The sequence below is a fragment of the Acidobacteriota bacterium genome, from assembly GCA_018001935.1.
Lineage (GTDB): Bacteria > Acidobacteriota > JAAYUB01 > JAAYUB01 > JAAYUB01 > JAGNHB01.
Window position 1 is genome coordinate 42831 of sequence record JAGNHB010000033.1, and the last position, 18085, is coordinate 60915.

Annotated in this window: 17 protein-coding genes, 1 tRNA gene and 1 pseudogene; 7 read left to right on the plus strand and 12 right to left on the minus strand. The window is 64.6% G+C overall.

Translation table 11 applies throughout. From position 1 onward, the window contains the following. Positions 1-320: 320 nt before the first annotated feature. Positions 321-698, plus strand: a complete 378-nt coding sequence (locus KA419_12995) for a hypothetical protein (GenBank protein MBP7866854.1) — start codon at positions 321-323, stop codon at positions 696-698. A 313-nt stretch (positions 699-1011) separates the two neighbouring features. On the opposite strand, the gene KA419_13000 is transcribed toward KA419_12995, so the two are convergent. After that, positions 1012-1194 carry a type II toxin-antitoxin system HicA family toxin gene (locus KA419_13000; protein MBP7866855.1) on the minus strand — a complete coding sequence of 61 codons (183 nt, stop codon included), beginning with the start codon at positions 1192-1194 and terminating at the stop codon, positions 1012-1014. Further along, entirely contained in the window at positions 1191-1388 is a 198-nt protein-coding gene (locus KA419_13005) for a type II toxin-antitoxin system HicB family antitoxin (protein MBP7866856.1), read from the minus strand. The genes KA419_13000 and KA419_13005 overlap by 4 nt, the downstream gene beginning before the upstream one ends. A gap of 210 nt (positions 1389-1598) precedes the next feature. Here KA419_13005 and KA419_13010 point away from each other — a divergent pair. The 3 genes and pseudogenes from KA419_13010 to KA419_13020 all read left to right on the plus strand — a co-directional run bounded on the left by KA419_13010 (position 1599) and on the right by KA419_13020 (position 3035). Further along, a pseudogene (locus KA419_13010) lies at positions 1599-2036 on the plus strand (recombinase family protein). Between the two features lie 72 nt (positions 2037-2108). Next, complete coding sequence (locus KA419_13015; protein MBP7866857.1) at positions 2109-2618, plus strand: hypothetical protein; 510 nt, start codon at positions 2109-2111, stop codon at positions 2616-2618. Between the two features lie 6 nt (positions 2619-2624). Next, positions 2625-3035, plus strand: a complete 411-nt coding sequence (locus KA419_13020; GenBank protein ID MBP7866858.1) for a carboxypeptidase regulatory-like domain-containing protein — start codon at positions 2625-2627, stop codon at positions 3033-3035. 133 nt (positions 3036-3168) lie between these two features. Here KA419_13020 and KA419_13025 read toward each other — a convergent pair whose 3' ends face one another. The 7 genes from KA419_13025 to hpt all read right to left on the minus strand — a co-directional run bounded on the left by KA419_13025 (position 3169) and on the right by hpt (position 7358). Next, on the minus strand, positions 3169-3321 hold the full coding sequence (locus KA419_13025; protein MBP7866859.1) for a hypothetical protein: 153 nt from the start codon (positions 3319-3321) through the stop codon (positions 3169-3171). A 676-nt stretch (positions 3322-3997) separates the two neighbouring features. Then, entirely contained in the window at positions 3998-4345 is a 348-nt protein-coding gene (locus KA419_13030; GenBank protein MBP7866860.1) for a glycosyltransferase family 39 protein, read from the minus strand. Between the two features lie 155 nt (positions 4346-4500). Next, complete coding sequence (locus tag KA419_13035) at positions 4501-4920, minus strand: secondary thiamine-phosphate synthase enzyme YjbQ (GenBank protein ID MBP7866861.1); 420 nt, start codon at positions 4918-4920, stop codon at positions 4501-4503. Between the two features lie 25 nt (positions 4921-4945). Continuing rightward, entirely contained in the window at positions 4946-5650 is a 705-nt protein-coding gene (locus KA419_13040) for a hypothetical protein (GenBank protein ID MBP7866862.1), read from the minus strand. A gap of 60 nt (positions 5651-5710) precedes the next feature. Continuing rightward, positions 5711-5784: transfer RNA gene (locus tag KA419_13045), tRNA-Ile, on the minus strand. Between the two features lie 67 nt (positions 5785-5851). Then, positions 5852-6652, minus strand: a complete 801-nt coding sequence (locus tag KA419_13050) for a formylglycine-generating enzyme family protein (GenBank protein ID MBP7866863.1) — start codon at positions 6650-6652, stop codon at positions 5852-5854. A 136-nt stretch (positions 6653-6788) separates the two neighbouring features. Continuing rightward, a complete protein-coding gene (hpt, locus tag KA419_13055) occupies positions 6789-7358 on the minus strand; it encodes a hypoxanthine phosphoribosyltransferase (protein MBP7866864.1) in 570 nt (189 codons plus the stop codon). 173 nt (positions 7359-7531) lie between these two features. On the opposite strand from hpt, the gene KA419_13060 reads away from it, so the two are divergent. The 3 genes from KA419_13060 to KA419_13070 all read left to right on the plus strand — a co-directional run bounded on the left by KA419_13060 (position 7532) and on the right by KA419_13070 (position 11698). After that, the gene (locus KA419_13060; protein MBP7866865.1) at positions 7532-8773 is read left to right on the plus strand and encodes a serine/threonine-protein phosphatase; all 1242 of its coding nucleotides are present in this window, start codon (positions 7532-7534) and stop codon (positions 8771-8773) included. Between the two features lie 156 nt (positions 8774-8929). Then, positions 8930-10237 carry a hypothetical protein gene (locus KA419_13065; protein ID MBP7866866.1) on the plus strand — a complete coding sequence of 436 codons (1308 nt, stop codon included), beginning with the start codon at positions 8930-8932 and terminating at the stop codon, positions 10235-10237. Positions 10238-10276: 39 nt separating this feature from the next. Beyond that, positions 10277-11698, plus strand: coding sequence for a sugar porter family MFS transporter (locus KA419_13070; GenBank protein MBP7866867.1), 1422 nt, complete (start codon positions 10277-10279; stop codon positions 11696-11698). A gap of 13 nt (positions 11699-11711) precedes the next feature. Here the strand turns inward: KA419_13070 and KA419_13075 are convergent, their stop codons facing one another. From KA419_13075 to KA419_13085, 3 genes are all read right to left on the minus strand, one after another. Further along, positions 11712-13931, minus strand: a complete 2220-nt coding sequence (locus tag KA419_13075; protein MBP7866868.1) for a ferrous iron transporter B — start codon at positions 13929-13931, stop codon at positions 11712-11714. A gap of 100 nt (positions 13932-14031) precedes the next feature. Continuing rightward, on the minus strand, positions 14032-16458 hold the full coding sequence (locus tag KA419_13080) for a UvrD-helicase domain-containing protein (protein ID MBP7866869.1): 2427 nt from the start codon (positions 16456-16458) through the stop codon (positions 14032-14034). A gap of 119 nt (positions 16459-16577) precedes the next feature. Further along, complete coding sequence (locus KA419_13085; GenBank protein MBP7866870.1) at positions 16578-17795, minus strand: serine/threonine-protein phosphatase; 1218 nt, start codon at positions 17793-17795, stop codon at positions 16578-16580. Positions 17796-18085: the final 290 nt, after the last annotated feature.

Consider the following 18085-nt stretch of genomic DNA (forward strand, 5'->3'; position numbering starts at 1 on the left):
CCCTTTGCCCCGGAAGATGGGTGTATCTTAAATGACCCGGAGGCCACGATCAAGGGTTTTGCGCCCCCAAGTTCGTACGCGTCGTCCCGACGCGGCCCCGAAGTTCCCACGCGTCGTCCCGACGCGGACCCCCCATCGTTGCTTTCTCCCCCCCCTCCGTTGCTTCTTCCACTTGCCCCCGCCGCTTCGACAGGAGTATCCCCCACCCTTTCCCGCGCCCCACCGGATCGGGAAGAGCGGCCGCGTCGCCCATTGGAATGACGCGACCGCAGGACCGCGCCCGCCCCCCCCGGCGGGCCCTCACGAAGGAGGGGAAATCCATGCGACCCCCCGCGCTCGCCGCGCTGGCGGCGATCCTGTGCCTTTCCGCGCCCGGGGCTCACCCGGATGACACCTGGAAAGGGATCAAGATGTACAAGAAGGTGACGAAGACGGACCCGTCCCACCCGATCCCCCATTGTTTCGGACCGCATGGGGACATCTACGCGGTGGAGCTGACGGACGCGTGGGGCAGGGAGGGGGCGCCGCGGGACCGGGTGGAATCGTCCACGGTGGGCGGGGCAGCTGCTGCGCGCGTGCAGCGACGCCAGCGACACCCTCCCCCGGCCCGATCCCCGCAGGGGACCAAGGTGTGTAGAAAGGTCGCGATGCTCACGCCCTCCCCCGGCCCGATCCCCGCAGGGGATCAATCTGTGTAGAAAGGTCGCGATGCTCACGCCCTCCTCCGGCCCGATCCCCGTAGGGGATCAATCTGTGTAGAAAGCGGCGCTCTTTTTGATAAAATCCGCCCCGCGCGCCGCCGGCCGAGGCCCTGGCGACACCTGAAACTTCCCCCGGCGGCGCGCGGGGCGAAAGTCCGAAAAAACGCGGGATTCCGACACACATTGAACCCCTATAAGGGGTTCTAATCCCAAAACCGCGAAATAGTTCAACTCTTTTATAAAGAAATTATTAACGCAATGAATCTCTGGCCAGAGGCGGCAGATTGGATAAAACCTGTGGTCAATCCGATCATTTTTTCCCTGTCAGTTCCCTCAGGATATGCCGAGCCAGGTTTTCATCGATTTCATCATGCCGGGGAACGGGCTGCTGCTTGCCGGTGACCGGGTTCTGATACAAATCATGCCGAGAACCATGGCGGATGAGCCTGCAGCCGGCATCCAGAATTTTTCGGATCAAGGTCTTCCTTTTCATACCTTGAGGGCCAGTTCCTTGATTTCGTGATGCTCGGGGACGTCATCCAGAACCATGAGCCGGTAGGCGTCCCGCATGTTCTCCTCGAGTTCTTCCAGAGTCTCGCCCTGCGTCATGATTTCCGGATGGTCGAGCAGTTTGCCCACCCAGAATCGGTCACCCTGCCAGAACACCATCTTCAATTTCGTCTCCATGCTTGTCCTCCCGAACCAGCATTCGCGCCCGCCGTCGAGCTTGGCCTGATCAAGCTCGCTCAACGGCATTCCCCGGTCAAGTCAATTGTATCTGAACATGACCAAGATGGATAGCCAAAATCGAGGCGGCCAAATTACATTGTGTTTGCAATTCTTGTCCACATGCTTTATCGTTGGCCAAGTCAGGTATACCCATCTTGGACAGTGAAAATGAAAGTTGCCCGCATCTACCTTCGAGTCAGCACCGCCGAACAGGACCTTACCCGCCAGGCCGACATCGAGCAATGCACGCGAGCGGCCGGCTACTACATCGCCGGCGTCTACCGGGAGAAGGCGTCGGGTGCCCGCGCCGACCGTCCCGAACTGCTGCGCCTGATCGCAGATCTTCAGCCGAATGAAGTAGTCGTCGCCGAAAAGATCGACCGCATCAGCCGTCTTCCGTTACCTGAAGCCGAGCAACTGGTCGCCTCCATCCGGGCCAAGGGCGCCAAGCTGGCCGTGCCGGGCGTGGTCGATCTGTCCGACTTCGCGGCCGGCGCGGATGGCGTGGCCAAAATTGTGCTGGAGTCGGTCCAGGAGCTGCTGCTCAAACTGGCCTTGCAAATGGCCCGCGACGACTATGAGACCCGCCGCGAACGCCAGCGTCAGCGTTCTTTAATGTGTTGCATTTTCAATGGTTGGCACATTCCGCGGTTTTGGGCTTAGAACCCCACAATCGATTTGACAGGTATTGATTTAGAGGCAAATGAAGGCGCAAAGCTACTCAAAGATATCTGTGGTGCGCCAGAGCGATATGATCTCTCTGTTGGATCAACTGTTGAGACACGAGGAGGATCTGTTAATGTAGCTCCAATTCAAAATCTGGATGCTAATATTGACAATAGATATAATTACAGACGTCCACCGGGTAAAACAGCTACAGAATTGCCCCAAGTCGGCATTGACGATCAGGTTGCAATTAATCTAGAGTATTATGTTAGTACAACCACCCGGCAAAGTCTCACAAATCTTCAAGTGCCAGTGGATTACACTATATATTTTCATGAATTAGCTGAGGCCTACGAGAAAATTCATAATAATTCCCAATACGCGCAAGCTCACGTAAAGGCTCATGAAAGAGAACGTAAAATGCGTGATCAGCGTCCGATCTTGAAACAAAATAATTTTGGGTCTGGCGGCCAAGAGAACAGTCAATATACTCCAGCAAATAGAGCAACCATGCGGAGGTAATTAGAAATGTTTTTCAGAGAAAAAAAACTAATAGAGTTTGTATCCGTTTTCCTTATCTTTCTATTATCGATAGCATGCAACAGGAGGATTGCAATTCCGGCAATTCATCTGCCGACTGATCTATCTTTGGTAGAAATTGAGGAAGAGCTCCTTGCCAAGAATATGATTGGATGCGTGATCGATCCAACTGGGGCACGTATAACAGGAGTTAAAGTTGAATTATTAGACAGAATTAAAAAGAAATTGATTGCTGAAACAGTGACGAATCAGAAAGGCAGATTCTTTTTCGGGAATGTACAAAATGGAAAGTATTGCATCCGAATAAGTTTAGAAGGTTTTAATACGATAATTTACAACGTTAAAAAAGCTCCAAATACCAAAAAAGAACTTGTTCTGTTAACAGTGATCATTCAATAAACATTCTACCCCGGTGGCCACTTGAAAAACCCCTACCTGGGTGACGGAAACGATTCGTGCAAATCTCAGCCATATCTCTGTAAATAGAAGATATTATAGGAAGTTAAGATTCGAATATCAGCTCTTTATAACCTCACCCACTGAACTGCACGTCGAGGCTTTCGGCGGCGCGGCGCTTGGCGTGTTCGTCGCGACGGGCGTAGCGCAGGGTGGTGCGGACGTCGGCGTGCATGGCGAGCCTGGCGACGATGAGGGCGTCGTTGCCCCGGTTCAGAAGGGTGGTCACGAAGGTCCGGCGGGCGTCGTGGGGGCTGGGGACGGCTCCCGGCCTGACCGGCCCGGGCCTCGAGAATGCCGAGGACGGCCTGGTCGCTCAGTCTGGCGTCGGTTATCCGGCCTCCCTTGCCGATGCGTACGAAGAGGGGGCTTGGTAAAGGATCCCGCAGGTGACCCACGAAGACCGGACTTCATGCAACAACTTCGGTTACGGCCAGGGGATGTACGAGAAAGGCCGGCTGATTTGGGACCGGTCGGAGGCGGAAGGGGTCGTGGTGTTGCGGGACTACGACTACGAGTGGCGCGGACTGGTGTCGCAACGCCAGGACGTCATCACCCGGAACGGGTCGACGGAGTACTTCACAACGGCGTATGAGTATGAGCAGGGGGGCGTGTTGAAGAAGGCCTCGTACCCTTCGGGGGCTGTGGTGGAAACCTTGTCCGGGCCCGGTGGAGTGGTGGACGTGGTCAAGGTGGGGGACGTCACGACGACGTCCGCAGTGTACGAGCGACGGGGCAACGCTTCCAACGGGGCGCCGGAGGCGGTGCGTTATGCCGAGGGGTTGTTTACCGTGGACGGGGCGCGATTGTACGACCCGACAACCCTGTGGCCGATGGAGATGAAGGTGGGCCCCGGGGTGACGCCGGGGACGGGTCTGGACAGCGCCTCGGTCCTGTTCGGGCTGTCATACGCCCACGAGAAGAACGGGAACGTGACGGCGATGAGCCGGGTGTGGCGTCCGTCGGCGGGGGGCGATATTGGGCAGGAGAATGACGAGGGCGAGCGCCGCGCCGGCCCAGAGCCAGGGCGACCGGAGGTGTTTGCGGACCGGGGTGAGGCACACCGCCAGGACCAGGGCGATCACGTGCACGCCCATGGTGTAGCGGGTCATCATCCCCAGCCCGACGGCGGCCCCGACGGCCAGCCACCAGCGGGGATCGCCGGACTTCAGGAGGCGAAGGAGGAACCAGGCGACGAGGACGACCCAGAGGAGGTCGAAGGCCACGTAACCCCAGTCCCAGGTGGCGCGCATCGGCGAGGGTCGCCAGTTCGTCCCGGTGGAAGCCGTACTGGTGGTTGGTGAGCAGGTGCAGGAGCAGGCGAGCGGCGGCGAGCAGGAGGAGCCAGGCCAGGTCCGACCGGAGGAACGATTCGGATCGGGTTTTCATCCAGGATTTTCCGTTTCGCTCATTCCCCGAGGATCTGAACGACGATCTCGCGGCGGCGGGGGCGGGTGTCGAAGTCCACGAAGACAATCTGCTGCCACGTGCCGAGGGTCAGCCGGCCGTCTCGGAAGGGGACCGACAGCGAGGCGCCCAGGAGGGCGGCGCGGAGGTGACTGTGCCCGTTGCCGTCCCCCCAGCGTTCGTTGTGGGCCCAGGCCCGCCGGGAGGGGGCCACTTCCTCGAGGCAGGACCGGAGGTCTGCCACGCACCCGGGCTCGAACTCGAGGGTCGTCAGGGCGCTGGTGGCGGAGGGCGTGAAGAGGGTTACGGTCCCGTCCTTCAGGCCGCTTCTTCGAACGGCCTCGGCGACGGGGCCGGTGAGGTTGTCAACAGAGGCATTCCCTCGGGTATCGAAGGTGATCCGGTCGGATTTGACGCGCATGCCGCCCCCCGTCGGCATAACGCCCTCATTCCGCAATGTAGAGGATGCGCCGGCAGTTCTCGCACTGGAGGATCTCCGCGCCCCGCAGCAGCTCCTGGTAGAACTGCGGGCGAAGCATCACGCGGCAGGCGGTGCAGAGCTCGTCCCGGGCCTCCGCCACCACGATCCCGCCGGAGACGGGGAGGAGCTTGTTGTACAGGGCCATGGCCTTCGCCGGGACCCGGGCCAGGGCGTCGGCCCGACGGCCGGCGGCGCGGTTGATCTCGTTTTCCAGGAAGGTCGCGGAGTTGTTCAGGTTGCCGAGCTCGGCGGCGATGTCCTTCTTCCCCTGCTCGCAGCGCTTGCAGGACCCCTCCAGGGACGCCCGGAGCTGGTCCATGGCCTCCATGCCCTCCAGCACGCTGTCCTCCTGGTCCGAGATCTTCCGGCTCAGGAAATCCATCTCGTGGAGGGCGGCCTGGTACTCCTGGTTCGTTTTGACCTGGAGCTGCTTCTGTTTCAGCTTCGTCAGGCTGCCCCGGAGGTCCTCGATGTCCTGCTCCATCCGGCGCAGCTCTTTCTCCCTGGACTTGAAGTCCGCCTGGCCCGTCGTGAAGTCCTGCTCGAGCCGCTGAAGTTCCGCCTGGAGTTCCTCCCGGCGCCGGGGGATCTCCTCGAGCTGTTTCCCGAGGGTGGCGATCTCCCGGTCCAGTTCCTGCAAATCCAGCAGATGACGGATGTCCGGCAGCATGGGTCCTCCAGGGGGGCGGATTCGGGCGTGCGCGGGGCCGGGGGCGGCACCGCGGGAAAATGGGCCCACCAGGATTCGAACCTGGGACCAGCCGGTTATGAGCCGGCAGCTCTGAACCGCTGAGCTATGGGCCCGTGCTGCGCCTGATCACGCCCGCGGGAAGGGAGTGTAAACCACGGGGCCGGCAATGTCAACCGGGGGTTACCGGACCTCCCGGACCAGGCGGAACCCGAGGCCCGAATACCGGAGGTCCTTCGGGTAGGGCATGCGGTTCGCCGCGCGGACGCTCCAGCCGTTGCTGCTCCAGGATCCGCCGCGGGCCACCCGGCGATTCTCCTCCCCCCCCGCGACGCGGGCGATCCCGTCGGATGGGGCGCCCTCGTAAGAACCGGTGTAGACGTCCTCGCACCACTCCCACAGGTTGCCCAGCATATCGTGGATCCCCCAGGGATTGGGCTTTTTTCCCTTCACGGCGTGGGGCGTCCGTCCGGAGTTGGCGTCGTACCAGCAGTACGCATCGGGAGGCTCGGCTTTCCAGAAGGCTTCCGTGACGGTCCCGGCGCGGCAGGCATATTCCCACTCCGCCTCCGAGGGCAGGCGGTAACGTTTTCCGGGGTCCTTCTCGTTGAGTTTTCGGACGAATTCCTGCGCGTCGTCCCAAGAGACCGAGTCTACCGGGCACTCGTCGCCGCAGGCGGGGAAACCCGAGGGGTTCTCCCCCATGATGGCCTTCCACTGCGCCTGGGTCACCTCGGTGGTCGACAGGTAGAATCCCCGGTTGAACGTGACCCGGTGCATGGGGATCTCGTCGGGCTCGCCCTTGTCGGAACCCATCTTGAACTTCCCGGCGGGGACGTAGGCGAAGGTCATCCCCAGGGGACCCTCGAGCGTGGTTCCCGCCTTGACGTCGTCGGTCTGGGCGCCAGCCGGAACCATCAGTGCGATACCCAGGCAAACGGTGCAACAGGTCATCAGAACGGCGTTGAATCGATGCACGGGCATGGTGCCTCCTCCCGGACTCATTGTTGGACGTTTTGATTCTAACACGCCGGGTGAAAATCGTGTCGATCTTTCTTCCGGGACGCTCGCCTTCCCCCGGGTTGGGGCGGGGGGCCGTGCGCCGCCGCGAGAGGGGCTTCTAGCCTTCCTGCGTCTGGGCCATGAACTTGAGGACGCCGATGTCGGGAAGGTTGCGGTAACGCTCGGCATAGTCCAGGCCGTACCCCACCACGAACACGTCGGGGATCTCGAAGCCCTGGTAATCCACCGCGACCTCCACCTTGCGCCGGGAGGGCTTGGAGAGCAGGGCGCAGATGCGGACCGTGGCGGGGTCGCGGTTCTCCAGCAGGTGTTTCAGGTAGGTGAGCGTCAGGCCGGTGTCCACGATGTCTTCCACGATCAGGACGTGGCGCCCGGTGATGGAACAGTCCAGGTCCTTGATGAGCTTGACCTCGCCCGTCGTGTGGGTGGAAGCGCCGTAGCTGCCGACGGCGATGAAGTCGACGCTGAGCGGGATGTCGATGCACCGGATGAGATCGGAGTGGAACAGCGTGGCCCCTTTCAGGATGCAGATGAACAGCGGGTTCTTGCCGGCGTAGTCCCGGGAGAGGGCCTGGCCCATCTCCGTCACGCGGGCCTGGATCTGTTCCCGGGTGAGCAGGATGTCCCGGATGTATTCGCCGGGGTATTCGGGGTAGACTTGCTTCATGGGAAACCTCCTTCCGTCCCGTTCGGGAAGACGATGCCGCATTATCCCACAAATCCGGGGTACCGGGGAGGTGGAAATTCCCGGTCCGCCGGGCGGATTTTTCAGGGTCCCCGTGATTCAACCCTTGCAGGCGCGTCGCCATTGTGTATACTTTTCTCCGAGGGAAGGTGGCAATGAATCAACCGCTGAGCATGAAAAAGGGCGAGCATTCCCACGTCGGCAAAGTCCGCGAGGAGAACCAGGACCGGGTCACGTCGTTCCCGACGGACTACGGCGAACTGCACATCGTGGCCGACGGCATGGGCGGCCACCGCGGGGGCGCCACGGCGGCCTCGATGGTGGTCAACGGTTTCGAGGATTTCTTCCGGAGCCGGAAGGCCCCCCCGGGCACTTCGCTGGCCGACGCGCTCTGCCTGGCCACCCGGGCCACCAACCAGGCCATCTTTTCCGCGGCCAACGCGGGGAACCCCGAGACGACGAAGATGGGCTCGACCGTGGTGGTGGCCGTCTGGCGGGCGGAGGAGAACGAGCTGGTGGTCGGCCACGTGGGGGACAGCCGTGCCTACCTGTTCCGCGACGGCGCCCTCATGCAGATCACCCACGACCACTCCCTGGTCCAGCGCTACATCGACGCCGGCATGATGTCCGAGAGCGACGGCCGCCAGCACCCCGACTCGGGTGTCCTGACGCGATCCATGGGGCAGCGGCCCGAAGTGGAGATGGACGTCAAGCCTCCCGTGAAGATGCAGGAGGGGGACGCCGTGCTCCTCTGCTCTGACGGGCTGTGCGGTTACGTCGAGGACGAGGCCATCGCCCAGGCCCTCAATGCCGCCACGGAATCCCAGGACGCGGCGGACCGCCTCCTCGACCTCGCCCTGAAGGCGGGCGGGGAGGACAACGTGTCCATTCAGGTCCTCCAGTTCGGCGCCCGCAAGGCGGCGAAAACCGTCGTCGTGAAAGCCCTTCCGGGCGGCGCCGGCCCCGCGTCGCCGGGGGCGCCTTCCGCCCCGGCCGCCGTCGTTCCCCCCGCGGCGCCCCCGGTGGTTCCCGCCCCGGCCACGACCGCGGAGAAGGCGAGCCCGAAACCTTCCCGGAAACCGGCAGGCGACGAGGATCACGGCCACCCCAAGCACCGCCTGTTCCTGATCCTCCTGATCCCCACCGTTTTCCTGCTGGGGATGGTGGCCGGCATCCTGCTGGATCACTTCGTTCTCGCCCCGCCGCCGGCGGCCAAGCCCGCCGCCCCGCCGCCGGCCCCCGCCGGCCCCCCGACGCCGCCCGCCGTCACCCGGCCCGAAACCGCCCCGGGCCCGGCCGAGACGCCGTCCGTGACCATCACCCCCTCACCGGCGCCGCCCCCGGCCAACCGGCCGGCGCCCCGGAAAGCGGAGCCGCACAAAACACGTCATCACTGAAGCGGCCTGCCTGATTTCTTCGCGCCCGGGGTGCGGTCCGCGGGGAAGAGCCCCTGTGACGCCCCGGGTCCCGTTCGGGGCTGTTCGTTTTTCCGCCGTTCTGGTGTATGCTGTCTTCGTTCCGTGGCGGTCATTTCCGGGGAGAGGTGCATTCTCGTGAAGAGACAGGATGCCATGTCGGAATTGACGGGTACGTTCCGCCTCACGCCCGCCGACATCGCGGAGATTGTCAGCGGCTTTCATGCCGAGATGCGGCGGGGCCTGTCGGGCGAACAGAGTTCGCTCAAGATGCTGCCCTCCTTCGTCGCGAAGCCCAGGGGATCGGAAACGGGCAACTACCTGGCCCTGGACCTCGGCGGGACCAACCTGAGAGTTTTGGCCGTCGAACTGGAGGGTGCGGGCAAGTCCCGCGTCCTGGCCGTGGACAAGTTCGTGGTCCCGGGCGCGCTGATGTGCGGGAAGGGGGAGGACCTCTTCGATTTCCTCGCCGATTGCGTCCTGACCTTCGCCGGCAAGGTCGGGGCCGGTTCGGCCGGCGGGCTGAGGCTGGCATTCACGTTCTCGTTCCCCACGGAGCAAACCCGCGTCGACTCGGGCCGGCTGGTCGCCTGGACGAAAGGTTTCACCGCGACGGGCGTACAGGGTGAGGATGTCGTCGACCTGCTCACCCGGTCGCTCCGGCGAAAGGGGGCCGGTTTCGTCCGGATCGTGGCGCTCGTCAACGACACCGTCGGCACCCTCGCCGCCCGGGGCTACGCCGATCCGGCCTGCGACGTGGGGGTCATCCTGGGGACCGGAACGAACGCCTGTTACTCCGAGGAGATCCTGAGAATTACCAAGAACAGGAACCTGGGTGCGGGCGGGGAGATGATCGTCAACATGGAGTGGGGCAATTTCGCCCTGCTCCGGCGCACCCCCTTTGACCTGGACCTGGACCGTCACTCCCCCAACCCGGGTTCTCAGCTCCTGGAGAAGACGGTCTCGGGAATGTACCTGGGAGAGCTTTCCCGACGGGTCATCCGGGCGTTGGTGAACGAAGGGCTCCTTTTCCCCGGGGCCGGCCGGGACCTCTTCGCCACTCCCTACGCGTTCAGGACCGAGCACATGTCGGCTCTCGCGGCCAATGATCCCGGGGTTCTGGCCGCGTTCGGCATCGACGATCCCACGGAGAACGACCGGGGTCTCCTGGCCGACGTTTGCCGGGCGATTTCCCTGCGGTCGGCCCGGATCGTGGGTGCGGCCCTCGCCGCGGTCATCACCTGGATGGACCCGGAGCTGATACGGCCGCACACGGTGGGGATTGACGGGTCTTTGTTCGAGCATTACCCGGGGTACCCGGGAGATATCCGCGGCGCCCTGGCGGACGCCCTGGGGCCCCGGGCGGACCGGGTCCGGCTCGAGCTGGCCAAGGACGGTTCCGGCATCGGGGCGGCCGTCATCGCGGCCGTCGCCGGCACCGACTGACCCCTTCTCGAGGTTTATCACCAAAGGAGACCAGACAGCATGGAACAGCGCACACAAAGCGGCTACAAGACAGTCACCTACTTCGTCTGTGCCACGGCCGCCCTGGGGGGCTTGTTGTTCGGCCTCGACCAGGGGTTCATCGCCAATTCCCTGGGGACGATCAAGCAGGTCTACAACCTCGACCTGAAGGGGGCCGAGCACTATTCCTCCATCCTGGCCACCGGAAGCATCTTCGGGGCGCTCCTCGCCGGGGTGTTCGCCCGGTTCCTTGGACGGAAGAAAAGCCTGCTTCTCGCGGGCTTCCTCTTCAGCGCCGCCTCGAGCCTGTCGGCCTTCCTGCCCCACCTGCACATCCTGTTCGGGTGCCGCTTCGCCCTGGGGTTCGCGGTAGGCATCGCCTCGTTCGTCGTCCCCCTCTACCTGTCCGAGACGGCGCCGGCGAGCATCCGCGGCGCGATGGGAACGCTTTTCCAATTGCTCATCACCATCGGGATCTTCCTGATCTCCGTCACGAACGTGACCATCGTGCACTGGATCGTCGATCCCCGCTACGCGCTGTCGACCATGTTCGCCGTCATCGTCGTCTTCGCCCTCCTGATGTTCCTGGGGTGTTTCATCCTGCCCGAAAGCCCCCGGTGGCTCCTGCTGAAGGGGCGGAAGGACCAGGCGGTCGACGTCCTCACGAAGGTGCTCAACACCGACGAAGAGGTCCGCAGTGAAATCGCCGGGATCGAAAGCACCCTCCACCACGCGGGGGCCAGCCTCGGCATCGTGTTCCGGAAGTACTTCTTCAAGGTGCTCCTGGTGGGCGTCGGGCTGCAGATGTTCCAGCAGTTGGTGGGCATCAACGTGATGATCTACTACGCCCCCACCATCCTGGGCTACGCGGGGCTCACGGGCCTCGTCGGGATGATGACGGTGCCGACGGTCAACATGCTGTTCACCTTCCCGGCCATCCACCTCGTGGAGAGGTGGGGGCGCAAGAAACTCCTGTACGTGGGTGCGGTCTGCATGTTCGTCACCATGGTGGCGGCGGGCGTCGCGTTCCACCTGGTCGGCGACGTGTCGGACCCCAGCCAGGTGGGCGGGCTTCCCAAGACGATCCTCCTGGTCTCGGTGATCGTCTACATCTTCGGGTTCGCCGTTTCATGGGGGCCCGTGGCCTGGCTCGTCTGCTCGGAGATCTTCCCGCTCGAGGGCCGGGAAATCGGCATGACCATCACCACCATGGTCAACTGGACGTTCGCCGGCCTGCTCATGGACAACTCGCTGACCTTCATGCACACCTACGGGAACTCGTCCATCTTCTTCCTCTTTTCCGGTTTCTGCATCGCGGCCGTCTTTTTCGTGGCACTGTTCGTCCCGGAGACGAAGGGGGTCAACCTGGAGGCCATCGAGAGCAATCTGAGGGGTGGCGAAAAGATGCGAAACCTCGGCAAAGCGGCGGCCGGGGATCGTTGACGGGGTTTCGGGGTCACACCCCGAACAGGGGGAGGGCGAGGCGGGTCAGGGCGCCGGTGAGGACGGCGAAGGGGATGACGAAGAAGAGGATCAGGGCGGCCTTTTTCAGCCCCTGTTCCTTCACGATCATGAAGAAGCTGGCGACGCAGGGGACGAAGAGGGTGAGGACCACCAGGGTGACCGCCACCTGGCCGGGGCCGAACATCCCCCGCTCCACCATGTCGTAGAGGCCGGCGGCGCCGAAGTCGCGGCGCAGAAAACCCATGACGAAGACCTGGGCGGCCTCGCCGGGGAGGCCCAGGAGCCCCGATACCACCGGTTTGGCGGTGTCGATGATCTTGCCCAGCACGGTGAACCAGTCCAGGAGGAAGAGGAGGAAGGTGCCCAGCAGGAAGAGGGGAACCGCCTCCTTGAGGAACCACCACACCCGGAGCCCGGTCTTGATCCAGATGTTCTTCCAGCACGGGTAGCGGACGGGGGGGATCTCCAGGATGAAATCGCTGGGGTCCCCCGGCAGAAGCCGGGCCGCGAGGATGCCCACCAGCAGGGTCTGGAACGCCACCACCCCGATCACCACCAGGGCGACCCACGCGGAGAAACCCGAGAAGATGCCCAGCATGACCCCCAGCTGCGCCGAGCAGGGGATGCCCAGGGCCAGCAGGAGAGTGGCGATCAAGCGCTCCTTGCGGGAGTTGAGGACCCTCGCCGTCATGACCGCCATGGTCCCGCACCCCAGGCCGAGAACCATGGGAAGAACGGCCTTCCCGTTGAGGCCGACGAGCCGGAAGGACCGGTTGGCCAGCACGGAGAGCCGGGGGAGATAGCCGCTGTCCTCGAGGAAGCCGAAGGCGAGGAAGAAGGTGGAGACCACGGGGAGCACGATGCCGACGCTGTAGGTGAGCCCCTTGGAGATCAGGCCGTAAGGCCCCGTGAAGAGGTCGGTGATGAAGGGGGAGGGGACGGCCTCGTGGAACCAACGGTGGAGCGGCGGGTTGAGGTAGGCATTGAAGATCCCGTCCTCCAGCAACCCCACCAGGACCTGGGCCCCGAAGACCCCGACGAAGACGTAGACGGCCGCCAGGACGGCCAGGAGTGCCGCCAGGCCGGTTCCCGCGCGCCGGGTGAAGCGGTCGAAGGCGTTGGTGAAGCGGCCGCCGCGCTTGAGGAGGGCCAGGAAGGGCAGCAGCGGCGGCATCACGGTGAGGGCCAGGAGCGTGAGGCCGGGGTGGAGCAACCCGAACTCCCCGACCAGGAGCCCGCCGGCCCCGACCAGGATGCCGTTGCCGTCCAGCAACGGTGCGAAGGCCGCATCGATCCGCTGAAGGGGGCCGGGGATCCCCAGCAGCGGCAGGATCGCGTTGGAGGCCATCACCGCCAGGCCCAGGGCGAGCCCCGTTCCCAGAACGGCCGGCACGTGGTCGTCCGGCAAGACCGTCGCCAGGTTTCCGTTGGTCTGCTTCACCGTGGGGATGAACTCGTCCAGAAATCTCCGCCGGGACTGTTCGAAGTGGAGGCGAGGGTCGGGCCCCGCCTCCGGGCGGCGGTGCACGATGACGTTCCGGATGTGCTCCATCAGCTTGCGTTCGCGGGCCCCCGCCTCCAGGGGCAGGTCGCCGGGTTCCTCCTGGACCAGCCACTCGAGGGTGAGGGCCCGCGGCAACCCCGGCAGCTTCGCCTCGACCGCGTCGGCCAGGGGAGAGGACAGGGCGACCGGGAGGCGGGGCCGGGCGGCCCGGGTGAAGAGACGGGCCAGGCGGGGGATGCCTTCACCCATGGTGGCGATGGAGGTGTTCACGGGAACGCCGAACGCGGCGGAGACGGCCTCGGTGTCGATGCGGATCCCCCGGGCGGCGCACTCGTCGATCATGTTGAGGTTCAGCACCATGGGGATGCCGAACTCGGCGAGCTGCAGGGTCAGGTGGAGGGTCCGCCGGATGTTCTTCGCGTCGCCCACCTGGACGATGATGTCGGGCCGCTCGCGCAGCAGGATGTCCCGGGTGACGCGCTCGTCCTCGGACTGGGGGACGAGGCCGTTGATCCCGGGCGTGTCGATGATCTCGTAGCGGCGCCCGTCCACCGTCACGCCGGCGCGGGAGAACTCCACCGTCGTCCCGGGGTAGTTGGAGACGATGGCGTATCGCCCGGTGAGCGCGCCGAAGACCACGGACTTCCCCACGTTGGCGTTGCCCACCAGCACCACTTTCCTCACGCGTGTCGTGCCTGATCCGCTCATGTGCCGCCCGTGCCTCGTTTCCCGGCCCACCCGGGGTCGTTTCCGGGGTTCCCGCCCCGTCCGCCCGGGGTGTCAGATGACCCGGAACTTCCCGGGGGTCTCAAATTTTCTGCAGATCCGCCAGGTGCTCCAGCAGGACCTTGATGCCGCGGTTTTCGAAGGAGATGGTGAGCTTGCGCCCGATGGAGGACGTCTCCACCCGCAGGATGCACCCGTTCCCGAACTTCTCGTGACGGACCCGTTCCCCCGCCTTGAAACCGGCCAGCGGCCGGCGTTCGCCGATCTTCGGTGCGGTCCCGGGCGGGGTCGGGGCCCCCGTTGCCGGCACGCGGGCCGGGGTTGGCGGCCGCACGCCCCGGTCGGCCTTCGAATCGGGGAGGCGGACCGGCGGTAGGACCTGGGACGCCCGCGAGACGATGCGCGGGCCCGCCGGTTTCGGTGGGCCGCCGCCTTCACCGCCGCCGCCCTCGCGCGCGGCCGGCCCCCCGAAGAAGTTCCGGATGTCCTCGACGGTGTTGAAGGTCCGGATGGCGGCCCCGTCCAGGTCGAGACGCGGTTGGCGGGACGGGGGCGCCGCGGCGCCGGCCCGCGGCGTCAGGGTGAAGGGGTCGAGGCGAACCAGGCAGTCGGGGGCGATTTCGCGGAGGAAGCGTGACGGGTTGACCCTTTCCGGTTCCTTGTCGAAGGACTTGGGCCGGGCCTGGCAACGGCTGAGGGTCAGGTGGCGCCGGGCCCGGGTCATGCCCACGTAGAGCAGCCGTCTCTCCTCCTCGATGTCGTCGGGGTTGTCCATGGCGCGGAAGTGGGGCACCAGGCCCTCCTCCAGCCCCACGATGAAGACGTGGTCGAATTCCAGTCCCTTGGCGCCGTGGAGGGTCATGAGGACCACCCGCCCGTTGTCGCTGCCCTCCTCGCTGTCGGTGAAGAGGGAGAGCCGGTCCAGGAAGGTGCCGATGGTCCCGCCCTCCTTCTCGTGCTCCGCCGCCATGGTGACCAACTCGCGGACGTTTTCCAGGCGGGATTCGTCGGTGGGGTCGTCCGAACCCTGGAGGAAGGCTTCGTACCCGGAGCGCGCGAGCACCGACTCGACATACTCCCCCAGTTTGAGTTCGCCCTGGGCTTTCTCAAGTCCGGCGAGCAGTTCGCGGAACTGGGCGAGGGTGGTCCGGGCCCGTCCCGTCACCGTTCCGCCGTCGAGTTCGGCGTTCAGGGTGTCCCACAGGCCCCGGCCCGACCGCGAGGCCGCGGTCCTCAGCTGCTCAACCGTCTTCTCGCCGATCCCCCGGGGGGGCGTGTTGATGATGCGGAGGAAAGAAACGGTGTCCGACCGGTTGGCCAGAAGTTTCAGGTAGGCGGCGAGGTCCTTGATCTCCTTGCGGCTGTAAAAGCTCAGGCCCCCTACCACCCGGTAGCGGATGGTCTGGCCGCGGAAGGCATCTTCCAGCCGCCGGGACTGGAAGTTCGTTCGGTACAGGACACCCACCGTCCCCCGGTCGCTGTCCACCAGGATGCGCTTGACCGCCCGGCTCACCGAGGATGCTTCCAGCGCAGGGTTTTCCGCCTCGAAGAGGCCGACGGGGGACCCCGCCGCGTTGGCGGTTCGAAGGGTCTTGTCCCGCCGGTTGAGGTTGTTGGCGATGAGGGAGGAACCCGCCCTGAGGATGTTGCGGCTGCAGCGGTAATTCTCCTCCAGCTTGAAGATCCGGCTGCCGGGGAAGTCCTTCTCGAAGTGGAGGATGTTGGCCAGGATGGCGCCCCGGAACCCGTAGATGGACTGGTCCTCGTCCCCCACCACGCAGATGTTCTTGTGGCCGGCGGTCAGGTGCCTGACCAGGAGGAACTGGGGCGGGTTGGTGTCCTGGAACTCGTCAACCAGGAGGTAGCGGTACCGGCGGTTGACCCGTTCCCGGACGTCGGGGTGCCCCTCCAGGATGTCGTTGGTCTTGAGGATCAGGTCGTCGAAGTCCAGGGCGCCGGCTTCCCGCATCTGCTCCTCGTAGCGGCGGTAGGCCTTCGCCACGATCTCGTCGCCGTCCCGGTCGAACTGCTCGGCGTACTTCGACGGGGTCACGTGCCGGATCTTGGCCTGGGAGATCCGGTGGATCACGGCGTCGGGGGTCACCTCGTCCCCCGCGCTCATGTCCTTGAGCAGGCGCTTGACGAGGCTTTTCTGGTCGTCGGCGTCGTAGATGGTGAACTGGGAGGGGTAGCCCAGGACACCGATCTCCCGGCGGAGGAACCGGGCGCAGAAGGAGTGGAAGGTGCAGACCAGCGGCATGCGCGCCATCCGGGGCCCCAGGAACGCCTGGACGCGCTCCTGCATCTCCCGGGCGGCCTTGTTGGTGAAGGTGACCGCCAGGATCTCGTCGGGTTGGAAGAGGCCCTCCCCGATCAGGTAGGCCACCTTGCAGGTGATGACCCGGGTCTTTCCGCTCCCCGCTCCCGCCACCACCAGCATGGGGCCCCCGGTGTAGATCACCGCCTCCCGCTGCTCCGGGTTCAGGGTCTCCAGCAGGTCGCGTGTCATATCGCACCTCCCGGGCTGCCGGTGCGCGGATGTTGGAGAGCTCGACCGATCTGCCGCGCCTTTCCGCCTGTTCGTGTGGTTGGTGTGGTTTGTGGTTTCATTTTGCCTGATTAAGGGAATCAGCCCAGCCTCCGGATCACCACCACGGTCCGGTCGTCGTCCACCCGGCCGGGTGTGCCGGAGAAGGCCCGGCTCTCGTGGAAGATCCGCGCCGTCAGCTCCACGGCGGCGAGGTCCCGCCCGTCCCGGATCAGCGACTTCAGCCGCGAGCGGCCGTACTCCTCGCCGCTCTCGTCGCTGAGCTCGGTGATGCCGTCGGTGTAGAGGACGAGGAGGTCCCCGGGTTCCAGGATGACGATGCCGGTCCCGTACGCGGCGTCGGGCTGCAGCCCCAGGAAGGGGCCGCCCTCCTCCAGTTCGATGAACTCGTCCGCCCCGCGCCGGTACCAGAGGGGGTAGACGTGGGCCATGTTGGCGTAGTGAAAGCGGCCGTCAGGGCCCAGTTCCCCGTAGACCAGGGCGATGAGGTTCTCGATGGAGTGGGCGTCGAAGAAGGCCTGGTTCATGAGGTGGGCCTTGTACGCGATTTTCAGGTTGGTCTGGGCGAGGACGGCGAGGACCCGGTGAAGGGCCGTCACCTGGACCGCGGCGCTGAAGCCCTTTCCCTTGACGTCGGCGATGCAGACCCCCAGGAGGGGGCCGAAGAGGTCGAAGAAGCGGAAATAGTCGCCGCCCACCACCGCGAAGGGCTCGGAGGCCCCGTGGATGTCGAAGCCGGGGAAGACGGGGACCGCTTCGGGGAGAAGGCTGGACTGCTGCCGGTGCGCCAGTTCGAGGATTTCGCCGAGGAACTCGCCTTCGCGTCTGCTGGCGGCGAGGTTTGACGTGAAGAGGCCCACGATGCGCAGGAAGGACTCGATGACCCCCCGCTTCGACGCGAAGTCCTCGCTTCGCTCGAAGTACAAGGCAATGATGTAGTTGAGGTCTTCGTCCACGGGGAAGGCCGTGAAGCTCTCGACCTCGAGGGGCTGCTGGGCGGGGACGTCGAAGAAGGGGTCGCCCTTGGCGAGGTGGACGAGCCGGTGCTGGCGCATCTGCGCGAGGGGGACCTGGGCGAGGGGGAAGAGGAAGTCGTCGCCGACGTGGGCGCGGGTGCCGATTTCGCGGATGCAGCGGTAGCCGCAGGGGGTCTTCTCCCAGACCCGGCCGCCGCTGAGGCAGGTTTCCTGGCGGAAGTCGCTCAGGAGGGCGTCGAGGAGTTCGATGGAGAACTTCCGTTCGCCTTCGAAACCGGCCTGGAGCCGTTCGATGATGTCGTAGAATCGTCGGGTGAACACCTTCCCCCCGGATGCCGGATGGCTTTTCCGAAACCGGAAAGGAGGCATTTTAGCACAGATTAACCGGATGGATACGACCATTCGAGAAGGCGATTGAAAGGTGTGAAGGGTGTGAAAGGTGTGAAGGGTGTGAAGGGTGTGAAGGGGCGAAGGGGCGAAAGAGGCGAAGGGGCGAAAGAGGTGAAAGGGCGAAAGGGGTGAAAGGGCGAAAGGGGCGAAAGGGGTGAAGGGGCGAAAGGGGTGAAGGGGGCGAAGGGGCGAAAGGGGTGAAAGGGCGAAAGGGGTGAAGG

What these genes read in the sequence shown, in the direction of transcription:
- hpt (MBP7866864.1), bottom strand. Translation starts at nt 7,358, where the DNA reads ATGAAGCAAGTCTACCCCGAATACCCCGGCGAATACATCCGGGACATC.
- KA419_13040 (MBP7866862.1), bottom strand. Translation starts at nt 5,650, where the DNA reads ATGCTGCCGGACATCCGTCATCTGCTGGATTTGCAGGAACTGGACCGG.
- KA419_13005 (MBP7866856.1), bottom strand. Translation starts at nt 1,388, where the DNA reads ATGGAGACGAAATTGAAGATGGTGTTCTGGCAGGGTGACCGATTCTGG.
- KA419_13000 (MBP7866855.1), bottom strand. Translation starts at nt 1,194, where the DNA reads ATGAAAAGGAAGACCTTGATCCGAAAAATTCTGGATGCCGGCTGCAGG.
- KA419_13030 (MBP7866860.1), bottom strand. Translation starts at nt 4,345, where the DNA reads ATGCGCGCCACCTGGGACTGGGGTTACGTGGCCTTCGACCTCCTCTGG.
- KA419_13075 (MBP7866868.1), bottom strand. Translation starts at nt 13,931, where the DNA reads ATGAGCGGATCAGGCACGACACGCGTGAGGAAAGTGGTGCTGGTGGGC.
- KA419_13070 (MBP7866867.1), top strand. Translation starts at nt 10,277, where the DNA reads ATGGAACAGCGCACACAAAGCGGCTACAAGACAGTCACCTACTTCGTC.
- KA419_13050 (MBP7866863.1), bottom strand. Translation starts at nt 6,652, where the DNA reads ATGCCCGTGCATCGATTCAACGCCGTTCTGATGACCTGTTGCACCGTT.
- KA419_12995 (MBP7866854.1), top strand. Translation starts at nt 321, where the DNA reads ATGCGACCCCCCGCGCTCGCCGCGCTGGCGGCGATCCTGTGCCTTTCC.
- KA419_13080 (MBP7866869.1), bottom strand. Translation starts at nt 16,458, where the DNA reads ATGACACGCGACCTGCTGGAGACCCTGAACCCGGAGCAGCGGGAGGCG.
- KA419_13020 (MBP7866858.1), top strand. Translation starts at nt 2,625, where the DNA reads ATGTTTTTCAGAGAAAAAAAACTAATAGAGTTTGTATCCGTTTTCCTT.
- KA419_13060 (MBP7866865.1), top strand. Translation starts at nt 7,532, where the DNA reads ATGAATCAACCGCTGAGCATGAAAAAGGGCGAGCATTCCCACGTCGGC.
- KA419_13035 (MBP7866861.1), bottom strand. Translation starts at nt 4,920, where the DNA reads ATGCGCGTCAAATCCGACCGGATCACCTTCGATACCCGAGGGAATGCC.